Origin of the sequence: Promicromonospora vindobonensis (assembly GCF_042685865.1) — a bacterium.
GTDB classification, from domain to species: Bacteria; Actinomycetota; Actinomycetes; order Actinomycetales; family Cellulomonadaceae; genus Promicromonospora; species Promicromonospora vindobonensis.
In genome coordinates this window covers 2087286-2099206 of the sequence record NZ_JBHUOG010000001.1, presented here as the reverse complement: position 1 = coordinate 2099206, position 11921 = coordinate 2087286, and the positions used below count along the sequence as shown (strand labels likewise).

The 11921-nt window shown below is 72.7% G+C and carries 10 protein-coding genes and 1 riboswitch; of the genes, 7 read left to right on the top strand and 3 right to left on the bottom strand.

Annotated elements, in window-relative coordinates; translation table 11 throughout:
• Positions 1-81 precede the first annotated feature (81 nt).
• On the bottom strand, positions 82-1509 hold the full coding sequence (locus ACFS27_RS09520; protein ID WP_377182294.1) for an FAD-dependent oxidoreductase: 1428 nt from the start codon (positions 1507-1509) through the stop codon (positions 82-84).
• Between the two features lie 188 nt (positions 1510-1697).
• Between ACFS27_RS09520 and ACFS27_RS09515 the strand changes: the two genes are divergently transcribed.
• Entirely contained in the window at positions 1698-2474 is a 777-nt protein-coding gene (locus ACFS27_RS09515) for a PAS and ANTAR domain-containing protein (RefSeq protein WP_377182292.1), read from the top strand.
• Positions 2475-2497: 23 nt separating this feature from the next.
• Here the strand turns inward: ACFS27_RS09515 and ACFS27_RS09510 are convergent, their stop codons facing one another.
• A complete protein-coding gene (locus ACFS27_RS09510; protein WP_377182290.1) occupies positions 2498-2779 on the bottom strand; it encodes a DUF4235 domain-containing protein in 282 nt (93 codons plus the stop codon).
• Between the two features lie 37 nt (positions 2780-2816).
• Positions 2817-2921: riboswitch (TPP riboswitch) on the top strand.
• On the opposite strand from ACFS27_RS09510, the gene ACFS27_RS09505 reads away from it, so the two are divergent.
• From ACFS27_RS09505 to ACFS27_RS09490, 4 genes are all read left to right on the top strand, one after another.
• Positions 2913-3992, top strand: coding sequence for a thiamine ABC transporter substrate-binding protein (locus ACFS27_RS09505; protein WP_377182288.1), 1080 nt, complete (start codon positions 2913-2915; stop codon positions 3990-3992). (Overlaps the previous riboswitch by 9 nt.)
• Positions 3968-5665, top strand: a complete 1698-nt coding sequence (locus ACFS27_RS09500; protein WP_377182286.1) for an ABC transporter permease — start codon at positions 3968-3970, stop codon at positions 5663-5665. The genes ACFS27_RS09505 and ACFS27_RS09500 overlap by 25 nt, the downstream gene beginning before the upstream one ends.
• On the top strand, positions 5665-6381 hold the full coding sequence (locus ACFS27_RS09495; RefSeq protein ID WP_377182284.1) for an ABC transporter ATP-binding protein: 717 nt from the start codon (positions 5665-5667) through the stop codon (positions 6379-6381). Before ACFS27_RS09500 ends, ACFS27_RS09495 begins: the two co-directional genes overlap by 1 nt.
• Before the next feature lie 198 nt (positions 6382-6579).
• Entirely contained in the window at positions 6580-7689 is a 1110-nt protein-coding gene (locus tag ACFS27_RS09490) for a M20 family metallopeptidase (protein WP_377182282.1), read from the top strand.
• Between the two features lie 12 nt (positions 7690-7701).
• On the opposite strand, the gene ACFS27_RS09485 is transcribed toward ACFS27_RS09490, so the two are convergent.
• Positions 7702-8886 carry a PrsW family intramembrane metalloprotease gene (locus ACFS27_RS09485; protein ID WP_377182280.1) on the bottom strand — a complete coding sequence of 395 codons (1185 nt, stop codon included), beginning with the start codon at positions 8884-8886 and terminating at the stop codon, positions 7702-7704.
• A gap of 75 nt (positions 8887-8961) precedes the next feature.
• Here ACFS27_RS09485 and ACFS27_RS09480 point away from each other — a divergent pair, with 75 nt between their 5' ends.
• Together ACFS27_RS09480 and pgi are read left to right on the top strand one after the other, a co-directional pair.
• Positions 8962-9726, top strand: a complete 765-nt coding sequence (locus tag ACFS27_RS09480) for a copper homeostasis protein CutC (RefSeq protein WP_377182278.1) — start codon at positions 8962-8964, stop codon at positions 9724-9726.
• 84 nt (positions 9727-9810) lie between these two features.
• Positions 9811-11526, top strand: a complete 1716-nt coding sequence (gene pgi / locus ACFS27_RS09475) for a glucose-6-phosphate isomerase (protein WP_377182276.1) — start codon at positions 9811-9813, stop codon at positions 11524-11526.
• Positions 11527-11921: the final 395 nt, after the last annotated feature.

The window sequence follows — 11921 nt, the reverse complement described above, 5'->3', positions numbered from 1 at the left end:
ACGTTCTCCGGCCGGATGAGCACTCGCATCTCGAACCGCTGCTCGGCGGACCTGCCCGTGCCCACGGGGCATCTGCGCAGGTCAGCGCCGTGCGAGGTCTTCCGTCGCAGGGCCCTCGAGCAGGGCGCCGTCCGCCGCGAACCGGGAGCCGTGCACGGGGCAGTCCCAGGACCGCTCCTGGTCGTTCCACCGCACGACACCGCCGAGATGCGGACAGATCCTGGACACGTGCACGGTCCCCGGCCGGCCGCCCGACGGGCGGACCGCCGCACAGGCCCAGCCGGCGGTCTGCTCGCCGAAGGTCGCGGCGGTGCGGGCCGTCGGCCTGGCCGGGCGAGCCAACGGTTCGAGCGTCGGGCCCCACTCCACCGGGTCGTCGAGGAGGCGACCGGCGAGCGCAAGGGCGGCCGCGGCGCCGCTGGTGAGCCCCCACTTGCCGTACCCCGTCGCGACGAGCACCCGGTCGTCTCCCGGCACCACGGGGCCGACGAGCGGCAGGCCGGTGTCGCTGGTGTAGTCCTGCGCCGCCCACGCGTGCCGTGGCGCGCCGACGGGCAGATGGGCGCGGGTCCACTCTTCGAGCGCCGCCAGCCGTCGGTCGGGGTGGGCTTCCCTGCCGACGGTGTAGCCCTCGCCGCCCACCATGAGCAGCCCGTCGGCCATGCGCAGCGAACGCACCGGCGATCCGGCCGTGATCGACATGGTGTCGGCGAAGCCGGGCGGCAGCGCACCGGGGTCCGCCACGTCCCAGGTGGTGAGCAGGCTGCGACCGGCCTCCAGCCGCAGGAACAGGCCGCCCAGGCGGCCGGGCGGGGTGCCGGTGGCCAGCACGACGCGGTCGGCGAGCACGGTGCCACGGTTCGTGCGCAGCGCGACGCCCGAGCGGAGCCTGCGCACCTGCCGGACCCGGACGCCGTCGTGCACCGGTACGCCGCGGGACCGCAGACGGGAGCTGAGCGCCGAGAGCATGCGCAGGGGGTCGACCTGGGCCTGGCCCGGCAGGCGCACCGCGCCGTAGGACCGCACGGGGTACGGCGGGTCCTCCTCCCACTGCACCCCTGCGAGACCCTGGCGCGCGCAGATCGCGAGCACCGCATCGATGTCGGCCGCCTGTTCGGGTGCGGTCGCCACGGTCAGGTCATCGCGGTTGTCGACGGGCACGGCGAGGTCCTCGAGAGTGCGGCGCAGCCACCCGAGGCCCGCGAAGCCCGCAGCGAGGAAGTCCCGCACGACGTCGTCCCCGTACCGCGCGATCTGCGCGAGCCGGGTGCCCTGCAGCACCGACAGCTTGCCGGTCGAACGGGCGGTGGTGGTGGTGCGCGCGGAGCCGGCGTGGAGGACCGCGACGTTCGCTCCGCCCTCGGCGAGCAGCTGGGCCGTCAGGACGCCGGTGAGCCCGGCGCCCACGACGGCGACGTCGGTGCGCAGAGGGCCGGGGGCCAGGATGTTCGGTGCGCCTCCGCGTGCGGTGCCCGGCTCCGTCGTCATGTCGTGGGGAGTCTCGCTCACGGTGCACCTCCGGTGCCGGTGGTCGGTCGCAGTGGGCGATCTCAGGCTGGCACGAGGGCTTGGCACTCGCAGCGCGCCGACACCACGGGATGTCCCCGCCGGGCTGTCGAAGCAGGAGAACCGCTCTACAATTGACGGCGCGGAGTCATGAAGCGGCTCCCAGTCCACATCGGATCTGGGAGGTTGAGATGTCCTCTTTCAAACAGCCCGCGCTCAGTGTTGTGGACGGTGCCGGGGGAGATGTCGCGACGGAACCACCGAGCTTCTCGGCGGGCGACCTGGCACATGCTCTGGGCCTCGGCACCAACCTGCTGGTCGGCCGTTTCCGCGTCGACCTCTCGTCGGGTAGCTGGTGGTGGTCCGACGAGATCTACACCATGCACGGTTGGAAGCGGCACGAGGTGGAACCAGGCCTCGAGGCGCTCAGTTCCCGAAAACATCCGGACGATCGGAGCCGGGTGGTCCGCGCCGCCACCGAGGCGTTGCGGCTCGGCCGGCCGTTCGCCTGCTCACACCGGATCGTGGACCGCAAGGGTCGGACACGGTCGGTGGTCGTCATCGGTCAGGGCTCGCGGGGTGGCTCCGGCCACTCGCCGGAGCTGATCGGGTACGTCGTGGATGCCACGCCGGTCCAGAAGGAGGCGCTGGCCCGGCGATCGTCCGCCGTGGTGACGAGGGCCTTCGTGAGCCAGGCCGTGATCGAGCAGGCCAAGGGCGTCATCATGGCCGTTCGCGGGGTCTCCGAGGAGACCGCGGAGCGCCTGCTGCTCGAGGCCGCGGGCCGGGCGGATATCCCGCTGCGCCTGGCGGCGGACCAGGTCATGACCAGGCTGCGGGTCGACCGCGAGCCGGCAGGCGTGACGCAGGCAGTGCTGGCGCGCGTGCTCGACGGGGTCGAGCCAGTGGGCAGGCCACGCGGGCACGACCCGCTGCTCACCCGGCGGCCGCGCAAGGCGGCGCGCTGAGCGAGGATCCGGGGCTGGGCCGGTCAGTGCGCTGAGCGGCGGGCGGCGAGCCGCAGGGCTGCCTTCGACGCGCCCTTCGCCGCCAGGCGCTTCGCGAACACCGCTGTCCCTGCGGCGACCGCAGCGAACACGGTGGCCTGCACCAGGTCCAGCTCCGGGTCGTCCGGCTTGTTGGGGGCGTCGTTGCCGGTCACGCCCTTCCAGATCATGCTGACTGCCTTCTGCGCGGCCCAGCCGGCCGCGAGCGTCAGGGCAAGAGTGCCGAGCTTCTCGGCGAGTGTCTGTTCCGTCTCAATCTGGGCCACCTTCACACCGTAGCCCCCGATGGGCCAGTAGGCTGCCTGGAAACGACAGGGGAGCGCCCGACAGCGCTGAGAGTGCGGAAAACCGCAGACCCTTGAACCTGATCCGGGTCACACCGGCGGAGGAAGTCGAGGCATGATGTTGCGTCTTTCCGGTGCCCACGGGGGCACCATCCATGCTGGACCGGTCGCCGGAGCGCTCTCCGTGGCGCTGCTGCTCGCCGGCTGCGGTGGTGGCGGCTCCGGGAGCGACGCGGGTGACCCGTCGGCGTCGGGCACCGTGACCCTCGTGACCCACGACTCCTGGGCCCTCGACGAGAAGCTGGTCGACCGGTTCGAGCAGGAGTCCGGACTGACCGTAGAGGTCAGCGCGGCGGGCGACGCCGGAACGCTGGTGAACCAGCTGGTGCTCACCAAGGACGCCCCGCTCGGCGACGCCGTGTTCGGCATCGACAACTCGTTCGCCTCCCGCGCGCTGGAGGAGGGCGTGGTCGAGGAGTACACGCCGGAGGGCCTGCCCGACGGCGCGGAGCAGCTCGGCGCGGCGCTCACCCCGATCGACCAGGGCGACGTCTGCGTGAACGCAGACGAGGCCTGGTTCGAGAAGTCCGGCCTCGAGGTCCCGAAGACCCTGGACGACCTGGCCGACCCGAAGTACCGCGACCTGCTCGTGGTGACCAACCCTGCGACGTCGTCCCCGGGGCTCGCGTTCCTGCTGGCGACGATCGGGGCGTTCGGCGAGGACGGGTTCGAGGACTACTGGACGTCCCTCGCGGACAACGGCGTCAAGGTCGCCGACTCGTGGGAGGACGCGTACTACGTGGACTTCTCGGGTGCGGGCGAGGGCGGCGAACGTCCGCTCGCGCTGTCGTACGCGACGTCGCCGGCGTTCACGGTGAACGAGGACGGGTCCGAGTCGACCACGAGCGCCCTGCTGGAGACGTGCTTCCGGCAGGTCGAGTACGCGGGCGTGCTCGCAGGGTCCGACAACCCCGAGGGCGCGCGGGAGCTCGTCGACTTCCTGCTGACGGAGGACGTCCAGTCCGCGCTGCCCGAGTCGATGTACATGTACCCGGCCGACTCCTCGGTGGAGCTGCCCGCCGACTGGCAGAAGTTCGCGCCGCAGGCCGACGCGCCGTTCGAGGTGGACCCCACCGAGGTGAGTGAGCACCGCGACGAGTGGATAGAGCGGTGGACCGAGACAGTGCTCGGCTGAGCCGGCGCGGGGCGGCGCCGCTGCTGTGGGCGGCGGCGGTCGCCGTTCCGCTCGGCTTCCTTGCCATCTTCTTCGCCTGGCCCGTTGCCTCGCTCGTCGTCCGCGGCTTCGTGCCCGACGGCGTGGTCGACCTCACCGGCTTCACCGAGGTGGTCCTCCGTCCGCGCACCTGGCGGCTCGTCGGGTTCACCCTGGCGCAGGCCGTGCTCGGCACCGCGTTCTCCGTGCTGCTCGGCCTGCCGCTCGCCTACCTGCTGTACCGGCGGTCGTTCCCCGGCCGCAGCCTGGTGCGCGGGCTCGTGACCGTGCCGTTCGTGCTGCCTGCCGTCGTGGTCGGCGTCGCGTTCCGCACCCTGTTCGCGCCCGGCGGCATCCTCGGGTTCCTCGGGCTGGAGGAGTCGCTGGCCGGCATCGTCGTCGCGCTCGTCTTCTTCAACGTGTCCGTGGTGGTGCGCACCGTGGGCGGGCTCTGGGAGCGCCTCGACCCGCGGACCGAGCAGGCCGCCGCCTCCCTCGGCGCGAGTCCCGCGCGGGTGTTCCGGACGGTGGTCCTGCCGTCCCTCGCCCCGGCCGTTGCGTCAGCGGCCTCGGTGGTGTTCCTGTTCTGCGCCACGGCATTCGGAGTTGTCCTGGTGCTCGGCGGTGCGCGGTACGGGACCATCGAGACCGAGATCTGGACCCGCACCACCCAGTTCCTCGACCTGCGGTCGGCCTCGGTGCTCTCGATCATGCAGCTCGTCGTCATCTCGGCTGCCCTCGCCATGTCGGCAAGGGCCCGCAGCCGCCGCGAGGCCGCGTTGCGCCTCGTGTCCGCAAAGGGCTCGGCCAAGCGGCTGTCCTGGCGGTCGCCACGGGACGTGACGATGGCGCTGGTGGGCGCGGCGATCGTCGTCGGGCTCATGGTGCTGCCGCTGGCCGGACTGGTGGCCCGGTCCTTCCGCGAGCCGGACGGGTCACTCGGCCTGGGGAACTACGTGGCCCTCGGGACCACGGGAGAGCGGAACGCGCTGGTGGTGACCGTCTGGGAGGCCACGGCGACGTCGCTGCGAGTTGCGCTGACCGCGACGGTGATCTCCCTGGTCGTCGGAGGGCTCGTGGCGCTCGTGGTGTCCCGGCGACCACGGTCCCTCGGCGCGCGCCGCGCCGTCGGGACGCTCGACGGGCTGTTCATGCTCCCGCTGGGCGTGTCCGCCGTGACCGTCGGCTTCGGGTTCCTCATCACCATGGACCAGCCAGTGCTCGGTGTCGACCTGCGGACCTCCGGGCTGCTCGTCCCGGTGGCACAGGCGGTCGTCGCCGTCCCGCTCGTCGTGCGTACCGTGCTGCCCGTGCTCCGGGCGATCGACCCGCGGCTGCGCGAGGTCGCCGCGGTGCTCGGGTCCGGGCCGGGCCGCGTGCTGCGGACGGTGGACCTGCCGATCGCCCTGCGGTCGGTCGGGCTGGCCACCGGGTTCGCGTTCGCGGTGTCGCTCGGTGAGTTCGGCGCGACGTCGTTCCTCGCGCGGCCCGACGGCGCCACCCTGCCCGTCGTGATCTACCGCCTCATCGGACGGCCAGGGGCGGAGAACTACGGGATGGCGCTCGCCGCGTCGGTGGTGCTCGCAGTCCTGACCGCGACGGTGATGATGGTGGCGGAGCGGCTGCGCGACGAGCGCGCCGGAGGGGAGTTCTGATGGCAGGGCTGGACGTCCGGGACCTCTCGGTCCGGTACGGGGTCACGACCGCGGTGGACCGGGTGTCGCTGACCGTCGCGCCCGGCGAGGTGGTCGCGCTGCTCGGACCCAGCGGGTGCGGCAAGTCGTCGCTGCTGCGCGCGGTCGCGGGGCTGGAGCCGCTGGCGGAGGGCCGCGTCGCCTACGACGGCGAGGACCTCGCCGGGGTGCCGGTGCACAGGCGCCGGTTCGGGCTGATGTTCCAGGAGGGCCAGCTGTTCCCGCACCGGGACGTGGGGCGGAACGTCGCCTACGGGCTGGAGACCCAGGAGCTGTCCCGGGCGGACCGGGAGGCCCGGGTGGCCGCACTGCTCGACCTGGTGGGGCTCGCCGGCTACGAGCGGCGGTCCGTGCTCACCCTGTCCGGCGGGGAGCAGCAGCGGGTGGCCCTTGCCAGGGCCCTGGCCCCGCGCCCCCGGCTGCTCCTGCTCGACGAGCCGCTGTCCGCGCTCGACCGCCGGCTCAGGGAACGGCTCGCGGGCGAGGTGCGCGCGGCGCTCGTCGAGACCGGGACGACGGCGGTGTTCGTCACGCACGACCACGCCGAGGCGTCGGCGGTGGCCGACCGGGTCGGTGTGATGGACAGGGGGCGGCTGCTCCAGGTGGCCGCGCCGGACGAGCTGCGGACCGCCCCGGCGTCGGACCGGGTGGCGGAGTTCCTGGGGCTGCGCGGGTAGGTGTACCCGGCCGTGACGTTGGTGACGTTCGGGGACGGGGTGCTTCTTTCGTAGGCCGCTCTCCGGGAATACAGCGGCTCCGCGGAGTGCGTTGCGCTGGGTAGACGTTGTCTACTCTCGGCAACGCACTTCGCCCGCGAGATCTTATCCCCGGCCCCGCGCGGTCCTCCCGCCCCCACCGGCGGATACCGTGCGTCCATGGCTTTCCACGAGACTCCCACCCGGCCCGACATCGATCCGCTGCTCGCCGACCTGCGGACGCTGGTCGAGTGCGAGTCGCCGTCGTCGGACCCGGTCGCGCTGGGCCGGTCCGCGGACCTGGTGGCCCGGCTCGGCACGGCGCACCTGGGCGTCGAGCCCGAGCGGCTCGGCATCCACCTGCGCTGGCGCCTGGGCGGACCCACACGCGTGCTCGTGCTGGCACACCACGACACGGTCTGGCCCCTCGGCACGCTGCGCACGCACCCGTTCGGCATCGCGGACGGCGTGCTGCGCGGCCCTGGCAGCTTCGACATGAAGACCGGCCTGGCCATGGCGCTGCACGTGCTGGGCTCCCTCGACGACCGGACCGGGGTCACCCTCCTGGTGACCGGCGACGAGGAGCTCGGCTCGCCGTCGTCCCAGACCCTCATCGAGGACGAGGCACGCGGCGCGGACGCCGCGCTCGTGCTGGAGGCCTCGGCCGACGGCGGTGCGCTCAAGCTGGAGCGCAAGGGCACCTCCATCTACCGCGTGCTGGTGAAGGGCCGGGCCGCGCACGCGGGTCTGGAGCCCGAGAAGGGCGTGAACGCGTCGGTCGAGCTGGCGCACCAGGTGCTGGCGGTCGCCGCGCTGGGTGACCCTGCGGTCGGCACCACCGTGACGCCGACGGACGCCACGGCGGGCACCACGCGCAACACCGTCCCGGCCGAGGCGTCGTTCGCCGTCGACGTCCGCGCGCGCACGGTCGCCGAGCAGCAGCGGGTCGACGCCGCCCTGCGTGCCCTCGCACCCGTGCTGCCCGACGCGGTGGTCGAGATCGAGGGCGGCATCAACCGGCCGCCGCTCGAGGGCGCGCTGTCCGCCGACCTCTTCGCCCGCGCGTCGCGGATCGCCGCGGCGGCAGGGCTGCCCGCGCTCACCGGCGTAGCGGTGGGCGGGGCGTCCGACGGCAACTTCACCGCGGGCGTCGGCACGCCGACGCTGGACGGGCTCGGCGCGGTCGGCGGTGGTGCGCACGCCGACGACGAGCACGTCCTCGTCGACCGGATCGCCGACCGGACGGCACTGCTCCGCGCACTGCTGACAGATCTGCTCTCACCCCGCTGACTCAACGGTGCGTCAGGGGCGGCCAGGCGGGCCGAAGCCCGTCGTGCCCCACGGGCTGGCCGGCGGGCGGGGCTGCCGGGCCACGAACGTGGCCCGCGCCTGCTGCATGAGCCACACCAGGTACTGCCGCTGCTGCTCCAGGCCGTGCGGGTCGAGGTCACGCTGCGCGCCGGCCCGCTGATGCAGCAGGGCGAGCTCGGTAGCGGCCTGCTGGTAGTCGGTCATGGCGCGCTCGGACCTCTTGCCGCCCACCGACCTGGCCCACCGGCGGGCCGCCCGGCGTCCGGGCAGGGTCGACAGCATCCGCAGGTCGTCCGGCGTCACGATGCCGACCGGCCCGTACAGCGGCAGGTAGTGCCCGATGAGCTGGACGATCCGACGGCGGTCTCGCGCGAGGACCACGATGACCCCGATCAGTACGGCGAACCCCACGAGGTACGCGCCGGCGAGACCGATCAGGCCGAACTTCGTCGAGCCGTTCCACAGGCTGTGGAGAGCCATCGCGCCGAGCAGCCCGTACAGCGGCGCGGTCCGGCGGATCCGGCCCGGACCGGCCAGGGCCGCCACCGCCACGCCGATACCCGTCATGGCCGTGCACAGCGGGTGCAGCAGCGGAGAGACGATGGCCCGCAGCACGAACACGTAGCCGAGCTGGTCCACCTCCACGGCGTCGATGAAGTACTGGATGTTCTCGGTCGCGGCGAAGCCGAGGCCCACCATCGCGGCGTAGATGACGCCGTCGGTGGGCCCGTTCAGCTCCTGCCGCCGCCACCACAGCATGCTGAACAGCACCGCGCCCTTCAGCAGCTCCTCGACCACCGGCGCGCCGAACGTCGCGACGACGTACCAGCCCTCCTGCTCACCCGTGAGCTCCGTCTCGGTGAGCAGCGACAGCCCGAGCGTGTTCAGGATGCTCGCGAACAGCGCTGCGACGCCCGCACCCCACAGGAACGCGAAGATCAGCGCGTTCGGCGGCTCCGGCTCCAGCCGGTCCAGCGCGAGCACCAGCGGGAGCCATACGGCCACCGGCAGGACGGCGAGCAGCAGTCCGACGACGAACGACGCGCCGCCCGTCACGGCGTCGAACGTCAGGATGACGAGCAGGCAGACGGAGGCGAAGACGATCCCGAGGATCACTCCGATCGAAGCCCGCCCGGGCGCGCGCCCCTGGAGGATCGCACTGGGATCGATGGCCATGCCAGGGACCCTACCGACTCGGCCGCCGACGCGACGGGCGACAGACTGCCACCGCGCACGGTTACGCTGGCGCCCGTGCCCCAACGTGTCGCTCTCGAGCTCGCTGTCCAGGATCCGGCCGGGGCGGTGATCGCTGCCGACGTCGGTGCCCGGCGCGTCGAGCTCTGCTCCGCGCTCGGTGCCACCGGTGGCATCACCCCGAGCGCCGCGCTCGTCGAGGCGGTGGTCGAGGCGGCGGCGGTGGTGCCGTCGTCGGACGCCGCGCCGATCCTCGAGGTGCACGTGCTGGTGCGGCCCCGGCCCGGCGGGTTCGTCTACTCGCCCGCCGAGATCGACCTGATGCTCCGCGAGATCACCCTGGCGGGCGACGCGGGGGCCGACGGCGTGGTGCTGGGCGCGCTGACGCCGTCCGGCGCGGTCGACGAGGCGCGGATGCGCGACCTGATCGCCGCGGCCGAGGACGCAGAGGTGACGTTCCACCGGGCACTCGACGTGATCGCCGACCCGCTGGCCGCCCTGGACACGCTGGCCGAGCTCGGCGTCGCGCGGGTGCTCACCTCGGGCGGCGCGGCTCGTGCGAGCGCAGGGCTGGACCGGCTGGCCGCCCTCGTGGAGCGCAGCGCGGAGCTGGGCATCGAGATCATGGCGGGCGGCGGCGTGACGCCGGCGGACATCCCGGCCCTGCTGGGCACCGGTGTGGACGCGGTGCACCTCTCGGCGAAGCGCTCGGTGGTCGACGCAGGTGGACCCGGCGGCGGGGGCGCCGCGGGCTACGAGGTGACCGACCCCGAGCTCGCCAGGGCCGCCGCCGTCGCGCTCGGTCTGCCGGCCGCGACCTAGCCCGGGCGACCGGGCGGGTGTGATACGTCTCGCACCTGCCCGGCGACCCGGTCCCGTTGGGCCACACCGCACTACGGTTGTCCTATGACCTCAGAGCCAGCCCGTCTGCCTGTCGATGCCACCACCACCACTGCCTGGGGCTCGCTCACCGAGCTCTCCAAGAACCTCCAGCCGGATCTGCGTGGCTGGTTCGCCACGGACCCGGCCCGGGCCGGCCGCCTGACCCACCAAGCCGCAGACCTGCACGTGGACCTGTCGAAGAACCTGGTCACCGACGAGGTGCTCGCCTCGCTGCTCGCGCTGGCCGACGAGGTAGGGCTCACCGAGCGCCGCGACGCGATGTTCGCGGGTGAGCACATCAACGTCACAGAGGACCGCGCGGTGCTGCACACCGCGCTGCGCCGCCCGTCCGACGAGCCGCTGACCGTCGACGGCCAGGACATCACGGCCGACGTCCAGGACGAGCTCGCCAAGGTGTACGCCTTCGCGGAGAAGGTCCGCTCGGGGGAGTGGACCGGCGTGACCGGCGAGCCCGTCCGGACGATCGTGAACATCGGCATCGGCGGCTCCGACCTCGGGCCCGTCATGGCCTATGAGGCGCTCGAGCCGTTCGTGCAGGACGGCCTGGAGGTCCGGTTCGTCTCCAACATCGACCCCACCGACGTCGCGCAGAAGACCGCCGACCTCGACCCCACCACCACGCTGTTCATCGTCGCGTCGAAGACCTTCGGCACGCTGGAGACCCTCACCAACGCGCGGCTCGCCCGCGACTGGCTGTGGCGCTCGCTCGTCGCCGTCGGTGCCATCGAGGACTCGGAGGAGGGCCGCGCCGACGCCGTCGCGAAGCACTTCGTCGCGGTGTCGACCGCCCTGGACAAGGTGGAGTCGTTCGGGATCGACCCCGAGAACGCGTTCGGGTTCTGGGACTGGGTGGGCGGCCGGTACTCCGTCGACTCGGCGATCGGCACGTCGCTCGCCGTGGCGATCGGGCCGGACGCGTTCGCCGAGCTGCTGGCCGGCTTCCACGCGATGGACGAGCACTTCCGCACGGAGCCGCTCGAGAAGAACGTGCCCGTCCTGATGGGCCTCCTCAACGTCTGGTACGTGAACTTCCGCGATGCGCACACGCACGCGGTGCTCCCGTACGCGCAGCAGCTGCACCGGTTCCCGGCGTACCTGCAGCAGCTCACCATGGAGTCCAACGGCAAGTCGGTCCGCTGGGACGGCACGCCCGTCACGTCCGACACCGGCGAGGTCTTCTGGGGCGAGCCGGGCACGAACGGGCAGCACGCGTTCTACCAGCTCATCCACCAGGGCACGCGGCTCATCCCTGCCGACTTCATCGCGGTCGCCAACCCCGCGTACCCGCTGACCGACGCGGTCGGCGACGGCGGCGCCGTCGCAGCGGGCGCCGACGTGCACGGCCTGTTCCTCGCCAACTTCTTCGCGCAGACCAAGGCCCTCGCGTTCGGCAAGACGGCGGACGAGGTGCGGGCAGAGGGCGTCGCCGAGGAGCTCGTCTCGGCGAAGGTGTTCGGCGGCAACCGGCCGACGACGTCGATCCTCGCCCCCGCCCTGACCCCGGCCGTGCTGGGCCAGCTGATCGCGCTCTACGAGCACATCACGTTCGTGCAGGGGGTCGTGTGGGGCATCGACTCGTTCGACCAGTGGGGCGTGGAGCTCGGCAAGAAGCTCGCCATGGAGATCGCCCCTGCCGTTGCCGGTGACGAGGCTGCTCTCCAGGCGCAGGACCCGTCGACCGCGGCCCTGATCGCGAAGTACCGCGAGCTGCGCGTCTGAGGTTCGGTCGTGCGGGTGATGGGCGGGACGCCGGGGGGAGTCCTGCCCATCACACGTTGCCGGGAGCTGACGGGCGCCGAACCGCAAGTTGCTCGTCACCGGCGGCGGTCTGGGGGGTGCCGAACCGCAGGTTGGTGGTCGTCGGGTGGTCTGGGGGGTGCCGAACCGCAGGTTGGTGGTCGTCGGGTGGTCTGGGGGGGTGCCGAACCGCAGGTTGGTGGTCGTCGGGTGGTCTGGGGGGTGCCGAACCGCAGGTTGGTGGTCGTCGGGTGGTCTGGGGGGGTGCCGAACCGCAAGTTGGTGGTCAACGGGTGGCCCGGGGGGTGCCGAACCGCAAGTTCCGCTTCTTTCTCAATGCCGAGCCGAACGAAGATGGTCGATCCGGGCGCTGATCG

Coding starts and splice junctions, on each gene's coding strand:
- ACFS27_RS09515 (WP_377182292.1), top strand. CDS start 1,698: ATGTCCTCTTTCAAACAGCCCGCGCTCAGTGTTGTGGACGGTGCCGGG.
- ACFS27_RS09505 (WP_377182288.1), top strand. CDS start 2,913: ATGATGTTGCGTCTTTCCGGTGCCCACGGGGGCACCATCCATGCTGGA.
- ACFS27_RS09495 (WP_377182284.1), top strand. CDS start 5,665: ATGGCAGGGCTGGACGTCCGGGACCTCTCGGTCCGGTACGGGGTCACG.
- ACFS27_RS09490 (WP_377182282.1), top strand. CDS start 6,580: ATGGCTTTCCACGAGACTCCCACCCGGCCCGACATCGATCCGCTGCTC.
- ACFS27_RS09485 (WP_377182280.1), bottom strand. CDS start 8,886: ATGGCCATCGATCCCAGTGCGATCCTCCAGGGGCGCGCGCCCGGGCGG.
- pgi (WP_377182276.1), top strand. CDS start 9,811: ATGACCTCAGAGCCAGCCCGTCTGCCTGTCGATGCCACCACCACCACT.